Source organism: Nocardia sp. CA-129566, from assembly GCF_050956075.1.
GTDB lineage: Bacteria > Actinomycetota > Actinomycetes > Mycobacteriales > Mycobacteriaceae > Nocardia.
Window position 1 is genome coordinate 5,413,829 of record NZ_CP192085.1, and the last position, 21,281, is coordinate 5,435,109.

The window sequence follows — 21,281 nt, forward strand, 5'->3', positions numbered from 1 at the left end:
GCGACACGGCATCGGGGCCCAATGCGGGACCCGGCGGCATGCGTCGTATAACATTCCACTATGGAACGTTGAGGGAAAGGAGCAGACTGTTGGTGAACACCTCGACACAACGCAAATCGCTGAACTCCACGGCGGCGTCGCTGCTCGGATTTCTGCACGACGGTCCGATGTCGGGCTGGGATCTGGTGACTCAGGCCCAGGACCGCATCGGCGACTTCTGGACCATCACACAAAGCCAGGTATACCGAGAGTTGGCTGCCATGGACGCGGCCGGACTCGTCGAAAAGGGTGAGACCGGAGCGCGCGATCGCACGCCGTACCAGATCACCGACGCGGGGCGCGAAGCGTTCCTCGAGTGGGTGGCTCGCGATCCGGGCGCGGAGACCATTCGAGTGCCGCTGCTACTGACCCTGTCGTTCGGCAAGCACGTCGATCCCGATCACCTCGATCGAATCATCGCCGCCAACAAGGAGATTCACCAGCAGCGCCTGGACCGCTACCTGACCGACGATCACACCGGCATGTCCCCCTACCAACGTGCCACCCTCGAATTCGGCATCGGCTATGAGCGCACGGTGCTGGCCTGGTTCGACAAGCTGCCCGAACTCCTCGGGCGGTGAGCAATGCCCCGCAAGCTTCTGCGGGACTGCACTCCGGAACCTGTCTCCGGCCTGGACATGTCGCGACGACCACGACGGCGCGGCCCTGGTGACCACCGCAACCGCGTCGAGAACGGGGCGAGTTTCGCGACCCCGGCTTCCGATCAGCAGATCGAGTCGATTACGAACGAGGGGCTGCAATATCCCGCAACCATTTCCAGGCGTCCGAGACCGTCTCGGCGACAATCGCCGCAGGTGGCAGCTCGGGCCGGTCCACGACGACGACCGGAATGTCCGCCGATCGAGCGGCAGCGAGTTTGGCGGCGGTCTGATCGCCGCCGCTATCCTTGGTGACCAGCACATCGATCCGATACTGAATGAGCAGGCGCAACTCATCCGCGGGCGAGAAAGGCCCACGCGCCAGGAGTAATTCGTGGTGCGGCGGCAGCGCACCAGCGGGCGGGTCGATGGCGCGGATCAGGAACCACTGGTCCGTCAGCCCCGCGAAGGCGGCGACGCCTTGGCGGCCGATCGTCAGGAAGACGCGGTGCCCCAGTTCGGAGACCGCGTGCGCGGCCGCATCGAGGTCGGGCACCCGATGCCACCGATCGCCGGGCTGTTCGCGCCAACCGGGCCGCCGCACATGCAGTAGCGGCAGGCCGAGATCCGTTGCGGCACTGGCCGCATTCGCGCTGATCGTGCCCGCAAACGGATGCGTGGCATCGATGACAACCGATATCTCGTTGGCCACCAACCACTTCCGTAAACCGTCGACCCCGCCGAAGCCGCCGATCCGCACCGGCCCCTCCGGCAGCAGCGGGTCACGAACACGACCGGCGAGCGAGGAAACGATCTCGAATCCTCGCTCGCCGGAAGCGATGTGGGCGAGTTCCCGGGCTTCTCGGGTACCGCCCAGAATCAGAGTTTTCAGGGTTGCCCGCTGAAGTAGGCGATGCCCGCGTTGATCAGGTTCGGGCCGCCCGCGATGAGCAGGCCGATGAGCGCGCCCACCGGCAGACCGATGCCGAAGAAGAAGAACCCGATGATGCCGCCGATGACCGCACCGAGGGAGGCGCGCTGCAGTTCGCTGAAGAACCACTCCTGCGAGGAGATGGCCTCGGCGGAGGCCGTTGCCGCGGCAGCGGTCGGCTTGACCTCGGGGGTCAGCGTCAACTTCTGAGCCGACGGGTCGATGGTGGCGGCGATCGGGATCAGCTGGTCACCGACCTTCGCCTGCAACGGGATCGAGGTGACGACCGCGCCCTCGGTGTTCTTCACCGTGACGTACTTCTGGTCGGCGTCGAGGCTGAAGGCCCCGCCGGTCACGGCCGCGACGATCGACTTGTCGACCAACTGCACCGCGTAGTTCACACCATGGTCCTCGCCCTGTACGGCGGGCGCGGCCTGATTCTGCACGGCCGGAGCGGGTGCCGCCGGAGCGGCGCCGGACGTACCCGCCGCAATACCGGTGGCGGCAACGGCCATCATCGCGGTGGCGGCAAACTTCTTGTACTTCATAAATCTCCCCAATAGGACACGGATCCGGCGATAACGTCCGGATCTCGGGCACCGACCCTACCGCTGGATCGAGTCCGTTTCACCTATAAAGTGAGGTTTTCAGAACGAGTCGCCTTTCACGACGGCCCACTGCGTGACGGGCAGCTGCGGTCGCCAGGTGGTGAACCTGCCGAGGGGTTCGGCCCGATAGATCTGAAACTTCCGCAGTTCACCGCCGTGCGCCGCGGACCAGTTCAGCAGCAGCGCTTCGGATTCCGCGGTCACCGCATTCGCCACCAAGCGGCCGCCTTGGCGTAGATGGGACCAGCATGTCTCGAGTACGCCAGCTTGAGTGAGGCCGCCGCCGACAAAAATGGCATCAGGAGGTGCAGATTCGGTAGATTTTCCTACCTCGGTGAGCACCTCTGCGCGCACACCGACGTGCGGAACACCCAGGGCGGCGGCGTTGTCGGCGATCTGCCGCCGCCTGTGTTCGAGTCGCTCGAAGCTCACCGCCCGGCAGCTCGGATGGGTGCGGCACCATTCGATCGCGATACTGCCGGAGCCCCCGCCGACATCCCACAGCAATTCTCCGGGTGCGGGTGCCAGCGCGGCCAGCGTCAATGCTCTGACCTCGGACTTGGTGAGCTGACCGTCACCGCCGTACAGCTCGTCCGGCAGGCCGGGCACGCGCGTGGCCCGCGGGTGTTTCGGATCGGCGACACAGTCGATCGCGATGACATTGAGCGGATCACCCGCCGCAAGCTCCCAGGTCGCCGCGCGGTCGCGCACCACCCGTTCGCGCGGACCACCCAACTGTTCGAGCACGGTCAACATCGATTCGCCGAAACCATTGCCCCGCAACAGTTCCGCGATCCGTCCCGGCGTATGCTCGTCCGCACTCAACACCAGGACGCGCCGTCGATGCGCCAGCTCGGGCAAGACCGTCTCCACCGGCCGCCCCACCGCACTGACCACCGGCACCTCCGCCAGCGCCCACCCCAGCCGCGCACAGGCCAGCGATGCCGATGACGCCTGCGGAAACACCCGCAGCCGCTCGGCCCCGAACAGCCGCGCCAATGTCACCCCGATGCCATAGAACATCGGATCCCCGCTGGCCAGCACGCATAGCTTCCGCCCGGAGTAGCCATCGAACAATGTGGGCAGAGCGGGCAGCAAAGGCGAGGGCCACTCCTGCGCGTGCGCGGTAATGGTGTCCGGTAGCAACTCCAACTGACGCGCCGATCCGAATACCACCTCGGCTCCCGAGATCGTCTCCCGCGCAACCGATCCGAGCCCGGACCACCCGTCCGCACCGATCCCGACAACCGAGATCGGCGGTGCATTCCGGTCCGCGATGATCCGTGTGCCGTTCACCGGGGCATCCGGCGCCAGATGGGTTGGGGCAGTAGGCGGATCGCGAAGATCACCGGGCGCAGGATGCCGGGGACCCACATGCGATCCGCGCGGCGGCGCAGGCCGCGCACAACCGCGTCCGCCACTTGGTCGGGAGTGCTCGACATCGGGGCCGGTTCCATGCCCTCGGTCATCCGGCCGATGACGAAACCGCAGCGGAGCAGCAGCAGGTGAACACCGCTGCCGTGCAACGCATCCGCGAGACCGCTGGCGAAACCGTCGAGCCCCGCCTTCGCCGAACCGTAGACATAGTTGGCGCGCCGCACCCGCGCGCCCGCGAACGAACTGAAGACGACGAGCTGGCCACTGCCCTGCGCGCGAAGCAGATTCGCGAGAATGGTGAGCACACTGATCTGCGCGACGTAGTCGGTGTGCACCACCGCGATCGCATGCGCCGGATCACGTTCCGCACGCGCCTGATCGCCGAGCACCCCGAACGCCACCACCGCCACCCCGATCCCGCCGTGCTCGGCCGCGATCTTCTCCAACAGCGCCGGATGACTCGCCGTATCGTCGGCATCGAACTCGACAGCATGCACCGCCGTCGCCCCCGCCGCCGCAATCGCCGCTTTCTCCTCGACCAACTCCCCACTGCGCCGCGCCGCCAGCACCACCACCCGCCCAGGCGCCAGCCGCCGCGCCACCTCGAGCCCGATCTCGCTGCGCCCCCCGAGCACCACCACCGCCCCGTCGGCAATCCCACGCAATCCCATACCCCCAGTCTTTCACCCCATCCGCGACCCCCCGCCCACCCCTCCACAGCAACACCTTGTGACCGACGGCTTGCGGTGTCGCGGCATTGGCTGTGGGCAGGCGACCAGGGCACCGCTACTGTCGGGGGATGCCGATCAGCACCGCACAGTTGTCTCCTGCCGCGCTCGAGTTCGTTGCCGAGCGGCATCTTGCGACCTTGACCACGCTGCGCGCCGATGGGACGCCGCATGTGGTGGCGGTGGGGTTCACCTGGGATGCGGAGGCGGGGATCGCGCGGGTGATCACCAATGACGGGTCGGTGAAGGTGCGCAATGTGCGGCGCTCCGGGTATGCGGCGGTGAGCCAGGTGGATGGGATCCGTTGGCTCACTCTCGAAGGCCCGGCCACCGTGCTCGACGATCCGGACAATGTCGCCGAAGCTGTCGACCGGTATGCGGGCCGGTATCGGGTGCCCCGCGAGAACCCGACCCGCGTGGTCATCGCCATTCAGGTCCAGCGCGTATTGTCCAGCAGCACTCTCGCGCACGCGCCGGCCTGAACCGACTCCGACAGAACTCTCAGAGCACCGTCAACCCATGCGGCCGCTGGTTCATCGACTCGCAGCCGTCTTCGGTGACCACCACGATGTCCTCGATGCGCGCACCCCAGTCGCCGCGGAAGTAGATGCCGGGTTCGATGCTGAAGGCCATGCCGGGCTGCAGGGGCAGGGTGTTGCCTGCCACGATGTAGGGCTCCTCGTGGACCGAGAGACCGATGCCGTGGCCGGTGCGATGAACGAAGGCGGGTCCGAAACCGGCCTCGGTCAACAGGTTTCGCGCGGCGGCGTCCACCGACTCGGCGGTGACGCCGGGACGGACGGCGGCGACCGCCGCGGCTTGGGCGCGTTCCAGTTCGGCGAATTGCGCGGCCACGGCGGACTTCGGCTCGCCGAGGACGTAGGTGCGGGTCGAATCCGAGTAGTAGCCGGGTTCGACGGGGCCACCGATATCGATCACGACCACATCGCCGGATTCGATGCGACGGTCGGAGACGCCGTGGTGCGGATCCGCGCCGTGCGGTCCACTGCCGACGATGACGAAGGCCGCCTCGGTATGCCCCTCCTCGACGATCGCGGCCGAGATATCGGCGCCGACCTCGGCCTCGGTCCGCCCGACCCGCAGGAATTCGCCCATCCGCGCGTGCACCCGGTCGATGGCCGCACCGGCGCGCCGCAATGCCTCGATCTCGGCCTGATCCTTGATCATTCGCAATTCCCGCAGCACCGGAGTGGCGGAAACCGGCAGGCCGCTGACGGATTCGGCCAATGGCAGCAGATGCAGCGCAGGCATGACATCGGTGACCGCGACCCGGGAACCGACATGCAGCGCCGACTTCACCAGCTGGTACGGATCGACGCCGTCGACCCAATCCAGCACCTGCAGACCGAGATCACCCGCGGCCGACCCCTCCAGCGAGGCCAACTCGAGCTTCGGGATCACCACCGCCGCAGTGGCGCCGTCGGCCGGTATCACCAGACAGGTCAGCCGCTCGAAGGATTCCGCCGCCGAACCGATCAGATAACGCAGATCCGGCCCCGGCGTGATCAACAAGGCATCCAGATGGGCGGCGCGCATCAACTGCACCGCCCGCTCGAGTCGATCACCGTAGACATCCGCCGCGAATCGGGACTCCGTGTGCGAGCTCATACCGCCGACGTTACCCGCCACCTCGATCACCCCGGACGCGAACGCCGATCGCATCAAGGTTGTCGGATCGGGCAGGTAGCCTCAGCGGCGTGAACGCTACGTCCGGTAGGCCCCTGCTGCTGCTCGATGGCGCGAGCCTGTGGTTCCGCGCTTTCCACGCGATTCCGGAGAAGATCACCGCACCCGACGGCCGTTCGGTGAACGCACTGCGCGGCTTCACCGACATGGTGGCCTCGCTGATCACCAAGCACAGGCCGCACCGGGTGGTCGTATGCCTGGATCTGGAATGGCGACCCGCCTTCCGGGTGGCACTGGTGCCGACCTACAAGACCCACCGCCTCGATACGTCGACCGATGCCGCACCCGGCGCCGAGGACGTGCCCGACACATTGACCCCACAGGTGGAGATGATCCTCGATGTCCTCGCCGCGGCGGGGATCGCCACCGGCGGCGCGGCCGGACTCGAGGCCGACGATGTGCTCGGCACCCTGGCCACCCGCGAGCGCACCGATCCGGTGGTGGTCGTCAGCGGCGACCGCGACCTGCTCCAGCTCGTCCGCGATGAACCGGCACCCCCGGTCCGGGTGCTCTATGCCGGACGCGGCCTGGCCAAGGCCGAACTCTTCGGCCCCGCCGAGGTATCCGCGAAATACGGTGTGCCACTGGAGAATGCGGGCCCGGCCTACGCGGATATGGCGACCTTGCGCGGCGACTCCTCCGACGGTCTGCCGGGCGTGGCCGGTATCGGCGAGAAGTCCGCCGCGACCCTGATCTCCCGATTCGGCTCGCTCGACACGCTCACCGCCGCCGTCGCGGATCCGGCCGCCGACCTGGCCCAGGGCGTGCGCGCCAAATTACGAGCGGCCGAGGCCTATCTGAAGGCCGCCGCACCGGTCACCCGTGTGGTCCGCGACGCCGATGTGGAACTTTCCCGCCCCGACACTCTCCCCACGACCCCCGCCGACCCGGACCGCCTGCGCGAACTGGCCACCGCCTACAACGCGGAAAGCCCCATCACCCGCCTGATCACGGCACTGACTGCCGCGCACTCGGCGTAAGCGCATGGCCACCGCACCAATGGTCACGCATAAGTACTAGGGCCTCGCATACCGGGTAACGGCCTCGCAGAGGTTGCGGCTTGTGCGAGGTACTCACAGCATGTGCACCAGCAAGCTCGCTGCTGGCGTTGAGCAGCGGGGCCGCCCCACCGGCACCCGCTCGCCATCCTGTCGGTCGCAGGCTCGAACCGTCAGCTCGGGCGGCCGACCTCGTAGGTGCCGTCGTCCTTGGTGATCTTGACGGTGACCTTCTTCTGCTCGCCGCTGACCTTCAGATCACAGGTGAAGGTCGCATCGACCTTGACCTGCTGGCCGGACGGGCAGGAGACGTCGGCCACGTCCTGGATCCCGTAGGAATCCGACAGCACCTTCTTGACGCCATCCTGGACGGCGGCCTGATCGAGCTCGTCCTTGCTGGTCAGCACGAGCACCAGCACCACGATGGCACCGATCACGGCGACCGCGAGCACACCCAGGCCGATGAACAGGCCCTTGCTCTTACCGCCACCGCTGGGCTGCGGAGCCTGCTGCTGCCAGGGCTGCTGCTGGCCCTGCTGCCAGGGCTGCTGGCCCTGCTGCGCCGACCAGTCCTGCACCGGCTGCTGACCCCACTGCGGCTGACTCGGCTGACTGGGCTGGGGCTGGCCCCACTGCGGCTGACTCGGCTGGCTCTGCGGATTCGGCTGACCCCACTGCGGCTGACTCGGCTGACTCTGCGGATTCGGCTGACCCCAAGGCTGCTGCTGCGCGTTCGGATCCCCCCACTGCTGGGTCGGCTGCGCCGCGGGAGTAGCACCCCACTGCTGGGTAGGTCCGGCTGCACCGGGTGCCTGCTGTCCGCCCCACTGCTGGGTGGGATCGTTGCGTCCCTCCCCGGGACCAGGGGCGTCGTTCGGTCCGTACGGGCCGCTCATCTGGTTGCCTCCACTCGCATCGTTATACACACGGTAGCCCCCCGCGTGAGACTCGTCGCACAACAGGACCAATCCGGTACGAGGCGCGATCCTGTCCGACTCCTCCGCCACGGTCGGTACGCGAAAGAAATCAAATCACAATCGAATCGGCTACGCGGCGTCCACGGCTACGACACCCCGTCGGATCGCCCGGACCGCCTTGGCCGCGGTCGCCGCGATCTCCACGTCGTCGGCGGTCCCGTGGATCTGATCGAGCAGATCGATCACCTGTCGGCACCACCGCACGAAATCGCCCGCCGACAACGGCGCGTTCTGATCCCCGCTGGCCAGCAACGATTCGGCCAACCCATCACCGCGCGCCCATTTGTAAACACCGGTCACAAAACCGAGATCCGGTTCGCGTGTCGGCGGCAGCTTGTGCCGCGCCTCATCGGAGCGCAGCTCGCTCCACACACCGACGGTCACACCGACCGCACGCCGGATCGGCTCGGTCGGCCCGCTGGCGCCGAGATATCCGCCCTCCTGACGGGATTCGTACACCAATATGGAGACCACCGCGGCCAACTCGGCTGGTCCGAGCCCACGCCACAGGCCCTTCCGCAGGCATTCGGCAACCAGCAGATCGCTTTCGGCATAGATCCGCGCCAACCGACGACCGTCCGAGGTCACCTCGCCCTCGCGCACGAAGCCACGCTCCTCCAGCAAGCCGAGAATCCGATCGAAGGTGCGCGCCAGCGAATTGGTGGTCGCGGCAACCTTCTGGCGCATCGTCTCGGTTTCACGCAGCAGCCGGTTGTAGCGCTCGCCGACCCGGCTCATCTGCTCGCGATCGGGTCGGGTGTGCGCCGGATGCGAACGCAGACTGCGCCGCAGTGTCGACAATTCGCGGTCATCGCCCGCCTTCGACCGATCGCCGCGCCGCTGCCGCCCCGGCGCCGAGATCCCGGTGCTGCGCAATGCCGATGCCAGATCCCGCCGCGTGCGCGCAGTCCGGTGATCGATCTTGCGCGGCAACCGCATATGCCCCAATGTCTTCGCGGGCACCGGGAAATCGGCGACCGACACCCGCCCGGCCCATTTGTCCTCGGTGAGCACCAGCGGACGCGGATCTCCCGGCGTGGCATCGGGTTCCAGGATCACCGCGAGCCCGGCTCGCCGCCCGGACGGAATCGCCACCACATCCCCGCGCCGCAACGACACCAGCGCATCGACCGCGGCACCGCGTCGATCCGCACGCCCCTGCTGTTCGATCTGACGTTCCCGCTGCTTGATCCGCTCGCGCAGGGAAATGTATTCCAGGAAGCCGCCGTCCGCGCCGCCGAGCTGATCGCGCAACTTGCGCAACTGCCCCTCATTGCGTTCGATCCCACGCACCAGCCCCACCACCGACCGGTCCGCCTGGAACTGCGCGAAGGACCGTTCGAGCAGCGCACGCGACTCGTCGGCGCCCATCCGGTCGATCAGGTTGATCGACATGTTGTAGCCGGGCCGGAACGAACTGCGCAGCGGATAGGTCCGCGTCGAGGCCAGACCCGCGACCGCACTGGTGTCGACCTCGGGCTGCCACAGCACCACCGCATGGCCCTCGACATCGATGCCACGACGCCCGGCACGGCCCGTGAGCTGGGTGTACTCCCCCGGTGTCAGCTCGGCGTGTGATTCGCCGTTGAACTTCACGAGCCGTTCGAGCACCACCGTCCGCGCGGGCATATTGATACCCAATGCCAGTGTCTCGGTAGCGAATACGGCCCGCACCAGACCACGCACGAACAGTTCCTCGACGGTATGCCGGAACGCGGGCAGCATGCCCGCGTGATGCGCGGCCAGCCCGCGGTGCAGCGCTTCGCGCCACTCCCAGTAGCCGAGCACCTCGAGATCACCCTTGGGCAGATCCCCGGTGTGCTTGTCGATGATCGCGTCGATCTCTTCGGCCTCCTCCGCCCGGGAGAGATCCAGGCGCGAACGCAGGCACTGCGCGAGCGCACCGTCGCATCCCGCCCGGCTGAAGATGAAGGTGATGGCGGGCAGCAGCCCTTCCTCATCGAGTTTGGCCAGCACCTCCGGCCGCGGCAGCGGCCGGAAACTGCGGTTCCCGCCGCGACCGCCGCGCGGTCCGCCCCAGCCGTTCATCCGGTCGGCGGCCTCACGATGGCGGATATAACGGACGAGGTCCTCGTCCACGAGCACCTTCTGCTCGCTGGAGTTGGTGTCGAACAGGTCGAACATCCGCCGCCCGACCATCACGTGCTGCCACAGCGGCACCGGGCGGGTCTCATCGACCACCACCGCGGTATCGCCGCGCACGGTCTCCATCCACGCGCCGAACTCCTCGGCATTGCTGACCGTTGCCGACAGGCTGACCAGCCGCACATCCGGCGGCAGATGCAGGATGACCTCCTCCCACACCGCGCCGCGGAACCGGTCGGCGAGGTAGTGCACCTCGTCCATCACCACATACGACAGTCCGCGCAGCGCGTCCGAGGAGGCGTAGAGCATATTGCGCAGCACCTCGGTGGTCATCACGACCACCGGCGCGTCCGGGTTGATGGACTGATCACCGGTGAGCAATCCGACCTGGTCGCGTCCGTGCCGCTCGGTCAGATCGGCGAACTTCTGATTCGACAGCGCCTTGATCGGCGTGGTGTAGAAACACTTTCCGCCCGCGGCCAGCGCGAGGTGCACCGCGAATTCGCCGACGACGGTCTTACCCGCGCCGGTCGGGGCACAGACCAGCACACTGTGCCCGCCCTCGAGGGCCACACAGGCATTGCGCTGGAAGGGGTCCAACCCGAAAGTCAGCTCGGCAGAGAACTTGGCCAGCTCGCCCGCCTGCGACAGGTGATATGTCACCGTCAGAGGGTATCGGAGTAGTCCGACACGGGACGCGCCGATTTCTCGCGCGGATCCATGATCGACTCGGCCGGGTTGATCGGCTCGGGTCCGGCGATCGAGGAGGCCTCCTCATCCGAGAGCGCCGCAAGGGCTTCGGCCTCCCGGCGCGCGCGGCGCCGGTCGTTGATCCGGGAGAACTGGATGGCGACCTCGAACAGCACCGTCAGCGCGAAGGCCAGTGCGAGCATCGAGAACGGATCCTGCGGGGTCACGATCGCGGCAAAGACGAAGAGCCCGAACACGATTCCGCGCCGCCACTTGGCGAGCTTGTCGTACTTGAGCACCCCGACCAGGTTCAATCCGACTACCAGCAGCGGGATTTCGAAGCTGACGCCGAAGATCACCAGCAGATTGATGATGAAGCTGAAGTACTGCGTACCGCTCAGCGCCGTGATCTGCGCGTTGTTGCCGATATTGAGCAGGAAGCTCAACGCATGCGCGACAACCCAATAGGCCAGGACGGCACCGGTCACGAACAGCGCACTGCCCGAGGTGACGAACCCGACGGCGTACTTGCGTTCCTTCGAGTACAGGCCCGGCGTGATGAACGCCCAGATCTGATACAGCCATACCGGGGCGGCGAGCACGACACCGGCGGTCATGCCGACCTTCAACCGCAGCATGAACTGTTCGAACGGCGCGGTCGCCAGCAGACGGCAGGCACCGTCGGCGGTCAGCACGGCGCGCGAGGAGGCGGGCAGCGAACAGTACGGTCCGGTCAGCACCGATCCGAGGCTTTCGATGCCGAAGATCGTGTGGGCGTACCAGAAGAAGCCGAACAGCGTGGTGACGACGACCGCGGCGATCGAGATCAGCAGCCGACGGCGCAGCTCCTGCAGATGCTCGACCAACGACATGGTGCCGTCGGGATTCGTCCTGCGCTTACTGCGCCGGGGATCGAACGGGATTCGCATGGTGGTGTGTTGGCCCCTGGGGTCGAAGGTGCCCGCAGCGGTCGGCGGGCAACAGCACTACACCCGGAGCGAGTTCGCACTCACCCCGGCGGCAACGCTGGGCTCAGAGCGACTTCGGCTGCGCCTGGGGCTCTGCTTGCGGCTGGGTCACCGTCGGCTGGACGGCCGGAGCCTGCGGAAGCTCCGCGGCCGGTTGCTGGGCCGGTGCTGCACTTGCCTGTGCGCTGCTCTCGTTCTGCATCTGGCTGACTTCGCTCTTGAAGATGCGCAGCGAGCGGCCCAGGCTACGGGCGGCATCGGGCATACGCTTCGCGCCGAAGAACATCACGAAGACCGCGGCGATGATCAGCCAGTGCCAGATGCTCAGACTGCCCATAATTAACCTCCAAAGAATGTGGTAGCTCTGATGCTACCGGACTATGACATGGGAGAACTCCGGCGTTGGTGTGCGTTTACTCCCCCGCCTCCCCGCGCCTTTTGCCGGTCGTACAGGCCTCGATCGTGCCGTTACGGGCCGGCGGTGGAATCGTCCGCTCAGCTCTGGGCGTACCCGACGAGTTACCAGTGTGCTCTCTAAACGGGGCGCCGCTGGTCATGGTGCTGACAGTTAGTCGTCAAGAATTCGGCCGACGTGTGTGTAGGGCGGTGCCGCGGTGTTGAGGACACCAAGCGCTTTCAGTAGGCCGCCCGGGGTGTCGGGGCGCATCGGCGGTTCGGCCCGTCGACCGGGAAACAGCCAGCGCGAATCGCGGTTGGTGGCGTCTGGTGTTCGACGTCTTCGCCGCTGCTGGCGGAGTTCATCCGTGAGAACCGCCAGCATCGCCGAAGCGGCTGAACGCGACCCGGAAAGGCGGACCGGAACTGCCCACCAGAACCGGATCCCCGGCGATCCGACCGACGGACTCGACGGATTGCATCCGAAACGGGCCGTGGCGAACGCGGTTGAGATCTACGACGCCGAGCTACAGTCCCTTCACGACGAGCCTTCTTGCGACGTGGTGATCGTGTGCCGACCCGACAACCTGAACGATGCGGCATTGTCGAAGGCTCCGAGGAGCCCTGATGACGTTGAGATCGACGGGTCGCGCATGGACGGGCGGAATTCGGGGTTAGTCGCTGACTTTCACGCGCTGCTGAAGGCTCGGTCCCTTTGCTACAAGCAACCCATCCAAATTGTGCGCCGCAACACTTGGGATCCCGCCTTCAAGGTCCCGCAGACCGGCAGGATTGGTGCGAACCAAGACGAGGCAACACATGCGTGGAACCTGCACACGGCGCTGTACTACAAGAATGCAGCCGAGATTCTCGCTCTGACCAAGATGAACTGGAACTACACCCGCCTCGACGGCAGCAGCGTGCCTCGATGTCTCTACCGTTCGATCGCGGGCTGGCCCAGTTTGTCGAACATGTGCTCGAGTGCCTCGAGGGCGGTCTCGATATCGAGGCAGTATCGCAGCTCTCGCATGATGCGTCCGCGAAACGGTACCAGCTGTTGGGCTTCGATCGCGCGGACGTGGTCGAGGTTCCATACCTGGCGACCACTTACCGTGATCTCGGTGCGAGGACCGAAAAGCGACTCCAAATCCTGCTTGCGGTAGCCCAACAGTCGTAGGTCTACCTCGGAGATCATGCCCGCCTCCGCCAGATCCCCATCGTCGTCGACATGTTCGGCGGTACCGCGATATTCGGCCATGATCCGCTCGTCCTCGAAGTCAGACTCACCGACATCGAAATTGGCAGACATACCAAACCCCCAAACCGTCAGGACGAGCCCTCGCCGTTCCCGCTTATCAACCGAAATCTACAGTGCGCCAACCCAAGACACCAGGAAGTCCGTGGTGTCGGCTACTGGTTTCAGCTGCCCCGGCGCGCGCCGTGCGTGGCACGCGCCCCGAGATTGGTGCTCAGGCCGTGCGTACGGCGGTGGTGGCGGCGCAAGATCGAACCGGCACGAGGTCGGCTCGCCAGCCAGTTCCTGGTCCTCATCATCGGTGGCGCCCTCGTCCGTTGCGGTCATGTGTCTGCGCTGTGGATATCGCTGTGCAGCGCCGGTGCGGTCCGGTCCACGCGTTGGCCGGGGTGGGCGCGCCCGATCGGGAGGAACGGCAGCGGGGTCGGGTCGGTGGATCGATGGGATTCGATGACGGCGAGGTGGGTGGTGAGCACGGCCAGGTTGGTGAGGTGGGCGTGCCCGTGCGGTGCGCCGACGAGCAGGATTTCGACCTGGCAACCGGAGGCGGTGTCGGTCGGTCCGGAGCGGTCCACGACGACCACGACCGTGGTGACCGGTTCCAGACCTAGCCGTCTGTAGTCGACTCCAGCCTCGGAGGGCGGGTAGCTGAAGGTGAGTTGTTGCGGGCCGGAGCATTCCCCGATGAAGCGCCAGCCGCGGGCGCGCAGCAGAATTTCCAGCCCGGCGAACACCCGCATATCCGCTCCGGAGACTGGGTGACCGCAGGCGGTGCCCAATGCCTGGGCGACGCTGACCGGTGGGTAGCGGCGATGCCAGATCTCGGCTTGCAGCGCCGCGCCGAACTCGGTCGGCGGGCTTGGGCGAGCCTCGCGCGAGGATTTCCAGACGCGCCAACGTGCAGTCTTCTTCGCCGGGGACATGGACATGCATACTTTCAGTCCGGACGCACAGACCCCCGATGACACGCCCACCGAGCAGGCAGCTCGCCGGGCGTTCGTGTCGCTCGCGCTCGCGGTTCATCTCGGGCTCGGCGAGGTCCGCGATAATCCCGATTCGACCCGCATCGCAACGGTTTCCGACGGTCAGGTTTCGGTGGTGGTGGGCGGTGCGGATCTCGTCGTCGGCGTCCTACCCGGAGAGAGCATGGCTTTGCGGGGATAGTTCCTGGCATGTTTCGTCACGGTGGATCGTGGTGCGCGGATCGGGCTATTAGCCGGTTCCAGAATCTTGAACATCGAGATCGGCCTGCTCTGCTCGCAGGCGAAGCGGGAGTTGCGCGTTGGGGCGGGCAGCACCGGCCTCAGCTGAGGCCGGTGATGTCGTGGGCGATGGCCGCGAGCCGGGACTGGGCAGCAGAGACGACACCCTGGCGGTCCTTGTTGGCCTCCTCATACGCGAGGATCGCCCGGATATCGGCGGGTTCGGTGAGTTCCTTGACCGCGGCGACGGCTTGGGCGACGTTCAATTCGTCGTAGTCGGCGACGGGCAATTCGTCGGGCTCGAGAACGCCGGTGGCGGTGCGCAGCGAGCGCAGGGCATCAGCGGCGCCATCAGCGCCCTCGCGGCGAGCGACCTGCTCGGCGGTGGCCAGGGCCGCGTCGCGGGAGGCGGTGAGGGTTTTGACGGCGACATCACCGGCGCGCGTGCCCTGGCCGAGCAGATCGCCGAGCGCGGGCGGGGTGGCACGGATGGTGTCGAGCACCCGATCGAGGCCCCGCGCGGACCAGGTGACAGGAAGGTTGACCAGCTTCACCACGGTCCCCGTGCCCGCCTGTAGCCGGGTGCGGCGCAGTGCGACCGGCCCGCCGAGGGCATCCTCGGCCAGGACGGTGGTCAGCCAGTCCACGGTCGCGGTGTGCGCGGTGATCAACTTTTGCGCCAACGCCACGACATCGGAGTGCCCAGCGGTGGTGGCGAGGACCTTGATGTAGCGGGCGCGGTCGAGGAGCTGGTGTTCCAGTGCCAGGTCACCGAGCAGGGCTTCGTCGAACGGCTGGGCCTGTTCGACCACAGCCTTGACCGCAGCGGCTCCCCGTCCCACGAACGGGCCGATCAGCTCCGGGACACCGCCCAGTTCACGGATAGCTGCCTTGATGGCACGAGCACGGTCGCGGGCGTTGTCGGCGTTCTGGGACAACTCGCGGCGCACCGCCTCGGTGCGCGCCTGCACGATCCGGGTCTCCGCGACCTGGACTTCGGCGTTGGTCAAAGCGAGAACGGCGCGCAGCTGCGCCAACAAAGTATTCGCGTTGGGTGTGCTCATGCGTATCTCGTCCCTTCGGCGTTGTTGACGGCATCAGGTCGGCGCACGGTGCAGCACTTGCTGACTATACCGTCCGGTAACCCGCTGACTGTCGATGTTCGAAGTCGACTGCAGCAGCTTGACAAACACAGAGGAACCCCTGAAGTAGTGGACATCCGAAATAGCGGGACCGATGGTTGCTGGAGGTCCTCATGCCTCCTCTAAGCGTCGGTCGTTCACCGCCGGGGTATACACGGGCGGGGCTGCGCATCGTGTCATCGGTTCCGCTCGTCACGGTCGCCGAAGTGTCGCGGGAACTGTGTATTCACGAGAGTCTGCTGGGTACATGGGTGAAAGACGAGCGGCGACGGATTGTCGCCGCCGAGGTTCACGGCAACAAATCGTTGGATGCGGCCGAGCGGGCCGAGCTGATGCGACTGCGAAGGCAGTTGAGGCGGGCGCTACCGCAATCCAGTTGGTCGAGATGTGTGGAGGCAAATGCGATCCAGAGGTCAGTAGTAATGGCGTCGGCCGCCGATGGCGCGGCCGGTCGACCCCAACAGCATTAACACGAGCCCGATGACGAGGACCACGATCCCGATGGTCCAGAGGATCGGGATGCTGAATATGAACCCAACGATGAGAAGGATGATTCCGAGAATGATCATGGCCGGCTACCTGGTTTCGCTGCTGTATTCGAAGGGCCCGAACGGCTCGAGCCCGGCGTACCGATTTTTCGGCGGCTGAGTTGGGATATTCGCGGCACACCGGGAACCTCGTCGTGAGCCGCTCCCTGCAAGCGTCATGTCAGTCGCGAAACGCGTCTTTGACCTTCTCGCCTGCATCCTTGAGGTTCGACTTGACCTGATCGGCCTTGCCCTCGCGCTGCTTGTCCTTGTCGTCGGTCGCCTTGCCGACCTTCTCCTTGGCCTTTCCGGAGAGTTCGTCGGCCTTATTCCTTGCCTTGTCCACAGTGCCCATGACTACGGCCCCATCGTTCGAAGGTGCCCGGCCTACTGCTCCAGCCGGTCTTCTGGCGAATAACCCGCATTCGGACAGCCAAACAACGCTGCTGGGGATTGTCACGGGTCGAGGGCTAGTTAGGCTAGCTATCCGGGATCAGCCCCTGCGGCTCCTCACCTAGCTTCGAGTCCGGATCAACCCGCGTGCTCCCGCTCTATGTCCAGCTCGGTTCGCGAATCCGCCGCCTCGCTGCGATGCACCTGCGCCGGCAAGCTGCTCGGCCTGCGCCGCCTTGACCTCAGCTTCTGCCTTTGCCGATCGGCTCCTGGCGGCAGTTCTCCTCGGCCCGCCCTTCCATCTGCTCGATTCACTCTTCGACCCGATGCCCGCCGGGAGAGCCATGGCGTCGACCCGAAGCAGATCGACACACAGTCGATGCTGCATTTGCTGCGGGCAAAGCCGTGACAGTCGCCAGTCGAGCGCGGTCCTTGAAAACCATCGCAACGCTGGCCGGCAAGGGCGTTAGCGGGGCTTACGCTAAGGTCAGGCTATTTTGCAATGTGGCCTATCCCACTCATCGGAGTGTCGTCGCTCGACCGACCCGGAGCCGTATTGGTGCAGCGGTAGTCGAGGCAAGCAAGGAGTAAGCCATGAAAGGTGGCGCAAGAATTGCAATAGGGGTGGGCATCGGCTACGTGCTGGGACGCACGCGCAAGATGCGCTTCGCGTTGTCGCTGGCGGGGGCGGCGATGGCGCGGCGGAACACGGGAATGCCCGCCGAACTGCTGGAGCGCGGGACCTCGTTGCTTAAATCGTCGCCGGAGCTGACACAGCTCACCGACACCGTGCGCGGGGACTTGCTGGGTGCGGTCCGGTCGGCCGCGGTGACCGCCACGAGCAACCGTCTCGATGCGCTCAACACCCGGCTGCAGCAGGGCTCGACGCTGGTCGCCGACAGGGACCGAGACGAGCGTGAAACGGATTCGTACGAAGACGAAGACGAGTACGAAACTCGCCAGGACACCGGGGAAGCGTCCGCCGACGAGGACGAGGATCTCGCCGACGAAGTCGATTCCGGAACAGACCGCGACGAGGACGACGAGCGCGGGAGGCGGCCCGTCGCGCGTGCGCGGGTAGGCCGCCCGAGAGCCGCACGCGCGCGGACGACGAGCACCCGGACCTCGGAGCGTAAGTCCGGGTCCTCGGATCGTAAGTCGGCCTCGACCGTCCGACGCCGTGCCCGCGCCGAGGCCGACGACGCGCCCGTGCGCCGCACGAGGAGGTGAGGTCGATGTCGAAGACCAACGGAGTCGCCGCCCACACCATCGGCCGGGTCACCGAAACCGCGAGCCGCGCCGGGGCGGCTGCACGGAAAACAGCCAAAACACCTACCCCGACGGGCTTACTGCAGCAATCCGTGCAGAACCTCGCCGGGACCTTGACCGAACGCGCGGTAGCCGGGCTGTCGCGCCGGGTATCGAGAACCGCTGACCGGCTGAACGACTACGCCGACGGCAGCGGCGGGAATTTGCTGGCGGCGGTGACCGGCGTGGAGAAGCTGGCTGGCGGCGCTTCGCCGTTCCGGGCGGCCTTGAGCGGCGGTATGAGCAAGCTCGGGGACTCGGTCCAGGAAACGTTCGAAACGGTCAAGGAGTCACTGACCGGCGGGAAGGGCAAGGGTGGCACAAAGAAGCTGAAGCTGACCAATATCGTCGAGCAGATCGACGTGGGAGTGCCGATCGATCTGGCGTACGACCAGTGGACCCAGTTCGCGGACTTTCCGAAATTCACGAAGAAGCTCGAGCAGGTCGAGCAGGTCTCCGACGAGAAGCTCACCTGGACCGGCAAAGTGTTCTGGTCGAGACGGACCTGGGAGTCCACGATCATCGAGCAGGTGCCATTCGAGAGGATCGTGTGGCGCTCCAAAGGTGCCAAGGGCTACATCGACGGTGCCGTGACCTTCCACGAGATCACACCAGACCTCACCCGCATCCTCATGGTGCTCGCGTACCACCCGCAAGGAGTGTTCGAGAAGACCGCCAATCTGTGGCGCGCGGCAGGTCGCCGGTGCCGGCTGGAACTCAAACATTTCCAGCGGCATGTCATGACGGAGGCGGTGCTGCACAGCGACGACATCGTGGGCTGGCACGGCGAGATCCGCGACGGCGAGGTCGTGGAAGACGACGAGACCGCACGGCGCGAGGAACAAGCCGACGCCGATCGCGACGATGAAGAAACCGACGAGGCGGAGGAAGACGAGGTCGAGGAGCAGGACGCGGATCAGCGCGACATGGACGAGGAGGAAGAACGAGAGCCGCCTCGCCGCTGACCGGCTGCGCGCCGCGCGACCCCGGTGACCCGCCGGTCGCGCGTGAGCCAAGGAGCAAGCAGATGACAATCGAACCCGCAGGAGGCGGTGGCGGAACCAGCACGCTGGTTCGGCCGAACTCGTCCAGCCTGGCTGATGTCGTAGATACCATTCTCGATAAAGGCCTGGTCATCGACGCTTTCGCCCGAGTGTCACACGCACACCCAGCAGCGTCGGAGCGAATCGGAATATGCCCAGCCGCGCGCTGCCCAAGTTTCACGACAGGTACGCCGGGAAGAGCGTCGGTGTCATAGCCGCCCATACGAAGAAGTTCTCATGATCGTCTTGGGCGTCATCATGCTCGTGGAAGGCGGATGTCAGGACGGCCGCATCCGCCTCCAATCGTCAATGGCCTTGCCGCACTTCGGGGATCAGCCCGTCGCGAGAACGTCGGCGCCGCCATTCGGCAACGATCACCGCCCCGCCGCCTAGAAACAGCACCGCACAGACCACGCCCGCCACCGCAGCTAATCCAGCGTAGCCGTAACCGCCGGCGATCAACGCCAGCGCCAAGGCGACGATGCCCAGGCCGAGGAGCATCACGCCTACGGCGTTGTAGCCGTTCTCGATACCTTCGCCGGCGTGCTTGCGGGATACCCGCCATTGCTGCGCTTGCCGAGAATCCCCTGGCGGCTGAGATGACTGGCTCATCGAATTCCCTTCGGCCGTCATCAGAAACCTCCCTTCGCGCGTGTGGTACGGGCAACCTCGCTTCCCAACGTTCGGGTATTACCCCGCGAATGAGATTTCGAACCGACTGGGCTGCAACCCTTGCCACACAACCGATATCGGTGCGGTGAAACCGGCGGTTTATCGGCGCGCCCCTGTGGTATCACGGCACTGTCCATCCGAGGACGAAAGGAATCATTGTGGATAACCCGCCCCAGGCCTCGTCCGGCAATGAACGGCTGTCGATCTTCGATCGTTTCGCCACGGTCACGAGCAAGTGGGCATCGCGGGCAGGGTTCTTCGTCTTCTGCGTGGTCCTGGTGATGACCTGGGTACCCTCAATCCTCGTCCTGCCGAGCGTGGACACCTGGCAGCTCGTGATCAACACCGCGACCACGATTATCACCTTCCTGCTGGTCGCGCTGCTGCAAAATACCCAGAGCCGCAGCGATGCGGCGATTCAGCAGAAACTGAACGCAATGGCGGACGCGCTGGCAGATTTTATGGGCGAACTCAGCCGGGAATATCCCGAACTCGACCGTCACCGCACCGAACTCGCAGACGCGGTCGGACTCGAGAAACGCGAGGGCTCCCGATAGCGGTTGCAGAGTGACCCGAACCTGCAGACCAGTTCGGCAATGGGAACGAGCACCATCTCCACCGCCCCACCTAGCTCGCACTGAAACCTCCGCTACGCATCGGGCACGGCGGCGAGCGGAAGCCGATGTGCCGCAAAACTTTCCACGCGGAATGGGGCACCATCGGCGACCAGCGGCAGCAGATCGCTCACCCACGCTGCCGGGGATTGTCGCGGGTCGAGGGCTGTGGGCTAGCTGTCCGTTATCAGCCCTGCTCCTTCTCCCTAGTTGACCCACGTATCGTCGATCCAAAACAGCGATGGCAGGGTGCGAGTGAGGCGGAGCTGGCGGCGACATCGACGATCTCGATCACATCGCAGGCGGCCAATGGCACGCCACTGCCGGACGACCTGCTGAACAAGCCGGGCATTACACCGATATCACCCATGCTGAGCCCAGAGTGGAGCAACGACGTTGGCGGACAACAGAATCGGGCAGCGTCTTTACTACACCCACTACCGGCCGTGCCCGACATGCGGGCGTCCCGGCGAAGATGTTGCGGGGACGCTGAAGCAGATCTCCGCCGATGGCCTGCACGAGGTCTGCACCTGCGAGTACGAGCGCGCAGCCCAGATCACCACACCGGTGAAGGTCTGGACCGAGGGAAAAGACGCCGAGGAATGGTTCCCAAGGGTGAGCTGCCGCCAGCCGTGATCGTCACCCCGGAGAGGGTTGCCAAGCCCCTGCTCGACGAGACCGGTGATGAGTCTGTGGGCAGGGCCTCGGGTGAGTCACCGCACCGCCGCCCGGGAGTTTCACCGTCTGCGCGCGGCGATATCGGTTCCTTTGGTGGCCGTGGCGGATTCGGTGTCGAAACGTTCGGGGTCCGCCTTGGCGGCCAGAGCCTCGAGGTAGTCGGAGCAAGCATCGAGTCGTGGCACCACGGAGCATCGGACCATGATCAGGCGAACTGCGGCTCAGGCTCAGCGCGCAGGGCTTGGTCGCGTATCCCGGCCAGAAGTCGCGACAACGTGCGGGAGATCTGCATACGGCTGCGGATGGCCAGGTGGGCCATGATC

The 21,281-nt window shown here is 66.0% G+C and carries 24 protein-coding genes and 1 pseudogene; 9 read left to right on the forward strand and 16 right to left on the reverse strand.

Annotation, left to right across the window (positions count from 1 at the left end; all coding sequences use genetic code 11):
• Nucleotides 1–89: 89 nt before the first annotated feature.
• Entirely contained in the window at nt 90–620 is a 531-nt protein-coding gene (locus ACQP0C_RS23410; protein WP_433723093.1) for a PadR family transcriptional regulator, read from the forward strand.
• Nucleotides 621–780: 160 nt separating this feature from the next.
• On the opposite strand, the gene ACQP0C_RS23415 is transcribed toward ACQP0C_RS23410, so the two are convergent.
• The 4 genes from ACQP0C_RS23415 to ACQP0C_RS23430 all read right to left on the reverse strand — a co-directional run bounded on the left by ACQP0C_RS23415 (nt 781) and on the right by ACQP0C_RS23430 (nt 4,225).
• On the reverse strand, nt 781–1,530 hold the full coding sequence (locus tag ACQP0C_RS23415) for a cobalt-precorrin-6A reductase (protein ID WP_433734630.1): 750 nt from the start codon (nt 1,528–1,530) through the stop codon (nt 781–783).
• The gene (locus ACQP0C_RS23420; protein WP_433723095.1) at nt 1,527–2,117 is read right to left on the reverse strand and encodes a hypothetical protein; all 591 of its coding nucleotides are present in this window, start codon (nt 2,115–2,117) and stop codon (nt 1,527–1,529) included. Before ACQP0C_RS23420 ends, ACQP0C_RS23415 begins: the two co-directional genes overlap by 4 nt.
• Nucleotides 2,118–2,216: 99 nt before the next feature.
• Entirely contained in the window at nt 2,217–3,491 is a 1,275-nt protein-coding gene (gene cbiE, locus ACQP0C_RS23425) for a precorrin-6y C5,15-methyltransferase (decarboxylating) subunit CbiE (RefSeq protein ID WP_433734631.1), read from the reverse strand.
• Nucleotides 3,470–4,225 carry an SDR family NAD(P)-dependent oxidoreductase gene (locus tag ACQP0C_RS23430; protein ID WP_433723097.1) on the reverse strand — a complete coding sequence of 252 codons (756 nt, stop codon included), beginning with the start codon at nt 4,223–4,225 and terminating at the stop codon, nt 3,470–3,472. The genes cbiE and ACQP0C_RS23430 overlap by 22 nt, the downstream gene beginning before the upstream one ends.
• Before the next feature lie 128 nt (nt 4,226–4,353).
• On the opposite strand from ACQP0C_RS23430, the gene ACQP0C_RS23435 reads away from it, so the two are divergent.
• Entirely contained in the window at nt 4,354–4,764 is a 411-nt protein-coding gene (locus ACQP0C_RS23435; protein ID WP_433723099.1) for a PPOX class F420-dependent oxidoreductase, read from the forward strand.
• Nucleotides 4,765–4,783: 19 nt separating this feature from the next.
• Here the strand turns inward: ACQP0C_RS23435 and ACQP0C_RS23440 are convergent, their stop codons facing one another.
• The gene (locus tag ACQP0C_RS23440) at nt 4,784–5,911 is read right to left on the reverse strand and encodes a M24 family metallopeptidase (RefSeq protein WP_433723101.1); all 1,128 of its coding nucleotides are present in this window, start codon (nt 5,909–5,911) and stop codon (nt 4,784–4,786) included.
• A gap of 89 nt (nt 5,912–6,000) precedes the next feature.
• Here ACQP0C_RS23440 and ACQP0C_RS23445 point away from each other — a divergent pair, with 89 nt between their 5' ends.
• A complete protein-coding gene (locus ACQP0C_RS23445; protein WP_433723103.1) occupies nt 6,001–6,969 on the forward strand; it encodes a 5'-3' exonuclease in 969 nt (322 codons plus the stop codon).
• 191 nt (nt 6,970–7,160) lie between these two features.
• Here the strand turns inward: ACQP0C_RS23445 and ACQP0C_RS23450 are convergent, their stop codons facing one another.
• The 6 genes from ACQP0C_RS23450 to ACQP0C_RS23475 form a co-directional block, all read right to left on the reverse strand.
• Complete coding sequence (locus ACQP0C_RS23450; RefSeq protein WP_433723105.1) at nt 7,161–7,883, reverse strand: DUF4333 domain-containing protein; 723 nt, start codon at nt 7,881–7,883, stop codon at nt 7,161–7,163.
• A 150-nt stretch (nt 7,884–8,033) separates the two neighbouring features.
• Nucleotides 8,034–10,733 carry a DEAD/DEAH box helicase gene (locus ACQP0C_RS23455; RefSeq protein WP_433723107.1) on the reverse strand — a complete coding sequence of 900 codons (2,700 nt, stop codon included), beginning with the start codon at nt 10,731–10,733 and terminating at the stop codon, nt 8,034–8,036.
• A gap of 2 nt (nt 10,734–10,735) precedes the next feature.
• On the reverse strand, nt 10,736–11,689 hold the full coding sequence (gene tatC / locus ACQP0C_RS23460) for a twin-arginine translocase subunit TatC (protein WP_433723109.1): 954 nt from the start codon (nt 11,687–11,689) through the stop codon (nt 10,736–10,738).
• A gap of 103 nt (nt 11,690–11,792) precedes the next feature.
• The gene (gene tatA, locus ACQP0C_RS23465; RefSeq protein WP_433723111.1) at nt 11,793–12,065 is read right to left on the reverse strand and encodes a Sec-independent protein translocase subunit TatA; all 273 of its coding nucleotides are present in this window, start codon (nt 12,063–12,065) and stop codon (nt 11,793–11,795) included.
• 993 nt (nt 12,066–13,058) lie between these two features.
• Entirely contained in the window at nt 13,059–13,433 is a 375-nt protein-coding gene (locus tag ACQP0C_RS23470) for a hypothetical protein (RefSeq protein WP_433723113.1), read from the reverse strand.
• A gap of 269 nt (nt 13,434–13,702) precedes the next feature.
• Complete coding sequence (locus tag ACQP0C_RS23475; RefSeq protein WP_433723115.1) at nt 13,703–14,308, reverse strand: hypothetical protein; 606 nt, start codon at nt 14,306–14,308, stop codon at nt 13,703–13,705.
• On the opposite strand from ACQP0C_RS23475, the gene ACQP0C_RS23480 reads away from it, so the two are divergent.
• A complete protein-coding gene (locus ACQP0C_RS23480; RefSeq protein ID WP_433723117.1) occupies nt 14,307–14,543 on the forward strand; it encodes a hypothetical protein in 237 nt (78 codons plus the stop codon). The genes ACQP0C_RS23475 and ACQP0C_RS23480 overlap by 2 nt on opposite strands.
• A gap of 139 nt (nt 14,544–14,682) precedes the next feature.
• Here ACQP0C_RS23480 and ACQP0C_RS23485 read toward each other — a convergent pair whose 3' ends face one another.
• The 3 genes from ACQP0C_RS23485 to ACQP0C_RS23495 form a co-directional block, all read right to left on the reverse strand.
• A complete protein-coding gene (locus tag ACQP0C_RS23485; protein WP_433723119.1) occupies nt 14,683–15,645 on the reverse strand; it encodes a ferritin-like domain-containing protein in 963 nt (320 codons plus the stop codon).
• A 491-nt stretch (nt 15,646–16,136) separates the two neighbouring features.
• On the reverse strand, nt 16,137–16,292 hold the full coding sequence (locus tag ACQP0C_RS23490; RefSeq protein WP_433723121.1) for a DUF6131 family protein: 156 nt from the start codon (nt 16,290–16,292) through the stop codon (nt 16,137–16,139).
• A 139-nt stretch (nt 16,293–16,431) separates the two neighbouring features.
• The gene (locus ACQP0C_RS23495; protein WP_433723123.1) at nt 16,432–16,605 is read right to left on the reverse strand and encodes a CsbD family protein; all 174 of its coding nucleotides are present in this window, start codon (nt 16,603–16,605) and stop codon (nt 16,432–16,434) included.
• A gap of 632 nt (nt 16,606–17,237) precedes the next feature.
• Here ACQP0C_RS23495 and ACQP0C_RS23500 point away from each other — a divergent pair.
• The 3 genes and pseudogenes from ACQP0C_RS23500 to gvpJ form a co-directional block, all read left to right on the forward strand.
• Nucleotides 17,238–17,873, forward strand: a complete 636-nt coding sequence (locus ACQP0C_RS23500; protein WP_433723125.1) for a hypothetical protein — start codon at nt 17,238–17,240, stop codon at nt 17,871–17,873.
• 5 nt (nt 17,874–17,878) lie between these two features.
• Entirely contained in the window at nt 17,879–18,916 is a 1,038-nt protein-coding gene (locus tag ACQP0C_RS23505) for an SRPBCC family protein (RefSeq protein WP_433723127.1), read from the forward strand.
• Nucleotides 18,917–18,978: 62 nt separating this feature from the next.
• Nucleotides 18,979–19,110 (forward strand): annotated as a pseudogene (gene gvpJ, locus ACQP0C_RS23510) (gas vesicle protein GvpJ); the annotation flags it as partial.
• A gap of 190 nt (nt 19,111–19,300) precedes the next feature.
• Here the strand turns inward: gvpJ and ACQP0C_RS23515 are convergent.
• Complete coding sequence (locus tag ACQP0C_RS23515) at nt 19,301–19,627, reverse strand: hypothetical protein (protein ID WP_433723129.1); 327 nt, start codon at nt 19,625–19,627, stop codon at nt 19,301–19,303.
• Between the two features lie 194 nt (nt 19,628–19,821).
• Here ACQP0C_RS23515 and ACQP0C_RS23520 point away from each other — a divergent pair, with 194 nt between their 5' ends.
• The gene (locus ACQP0C_RS23520; protein WP_433734632.1) at nt 19,822–20,223 is read left to right on the forward strand and encodes a low affinity iron permease family protein; all 402 of its coding nucleotides are present in this window, start codon (nt 19,822–19,824) and stop codon (nt 20,221–20,223) included.
• A gap of 453 nt (nt 20,224–20,676) precedes the next feature.
• Nucleotides 20,677–20,916 (forward strand): hypothetical protein, encoded by a 240-nt coding sequence (locus ACQP0C_RS23525; RefSeq protein ID WP_433723130.1) that lies wholly within the window; start codon nt 20,677–20,679, stop codon nt 20,914–20,916.
• 101 nt (nt 20,917–21,017) lie between these two features.
• Here ACQP0C_RS23525 and ACQP0C_RS23530 read toward each other — a convergent pair whose 3' ends face one another.
• Nucleotides 21,018–21,143, reverse strand: coding sequence for a hypothetical protein (locus ACQP0C_RS23530; RefSeq protein ID WP_433723132.1), 126 nt, complete (start codon nt 21,141–21,143; stop codon nt 21,018–21,020).
• Nucleotides 21,144–21,281: the final 138 nt, after the last annotated feature.

Bases quoted from the DNA above. Each gene is read 5' to 3' on its own strand.
- ACQP0C_RS23420 (WP_433723095.1), bottom strand. From the start codon at position 2,117: ATGAAGTACAAGAAGTTTGCCGCCACCGCGATGATGGCCGTTGCCGCC.
- ACQP0C_RS23430 (WP_433723097.1), bottom strand. From the start codon at position 4,225: ATGGGATTGCGTGGGATTGCCGACGGGGCGGTGGTGGTGCTCGGGGGG.
- ACQP0C_RS23435 (WP_433723099.1), top strand. From the start codon at position 4,354: ATGCCGATCAGCACCGCACAGTTGTCTCCTGCCGCGCTCGAGTTCGTT.
- ACQP0C_RS23440 (WP_433723101.1), bottom strand. From the start codon at position 5,911: ATGAGCTCGCACACGGAGTCCCGATTCGCGGCGGATGTCTACGGTGAT.
- ACQP0C_RS23450 (WP_433723105.1), bottom strand. From the start codon at position 7,883: ATGAGCGGCCCGTACGGACCGAACGACGCCCCTGGTCCCGGGGAGGGA.
- tatC (WP_433723109.1), bottom strand. From the start codon at position 11,689: ATGCGAATCCCGTTCGATCCCCGGCGCAGTAAGCGCAGGACGAATCCC.
- tatA (WP_433723111.1), bottom strand. From the start codon at position 12,065: ATGGGCAGTCTGAGCATCTGGCACTGGCTGATCATCGCCGCGGTCTTC.
- ACQP0C_RS23470 (WP_433723113.1), bottom strand. From the start codon at position 13,433: ATGTCTGCCAATTTCGATGTCGGTGAGTCTGACTTCGAGGACGAGCGG.
- ACQP0C_RS23480 (WP_433723117.1), top strand. From the start codon at position 14,307: ATGCATACTTTCAGTCCGGACGCACAGACCCCCGATGACACGCCCACC.
- ACQP0C_RS23475 (WP_433723115.1), bottom strand. From the start codon at position 14,308: ATGTCCATGTCCCCGGCGAAGAAGACTGCACGTTGGCGCGTCTGGAAA.
- ACQP0C_RS23485 (WP_433723119.1), bottom strand. From the start codon at position 15,645: ATGAGCACACCCAACGCGAATACTTTGTTGGCGCAGCTGCGCGCCGTT.
- ACQP0C_RS23490 (WP_433723121.1), bottom strand. From the start codon at position 16,292: ATGATCATTCTCGGAATCATCCTTCTCATCGTTGGGTTCATATTCAGC.
- ACQP0C_RS23495 (WP_433723123.1), bottom strand. From the start codon at position 16,605: ATGGGCACTGTGGACAAGGCAAGGAATAAGGCCGACGAACTCTCCGGA.
- ACQP0C_RS23500 (WP_433723125.1), top strand. From the start codon at position 17,238: ATGAAAGGTGGCGCAAGAATTGCAATAGGGGTGGGCATCGGCTACGTG.
- ACQP0C_RS23505 (WP_433723127.1), top strand. From the start codon at position 17,879: ATGTCGAAGACCAACGGAGTCGCCGCCCACACCATCGGCCGGGTCACC.
- ACQP0C_RS23515 (WP_433723129.1), bottom strand. From the start codon at position 19,627: ATGACGGCCGAAGGGAATTCGATGAGCCAGTCATCTCAGCCGCCAGGG.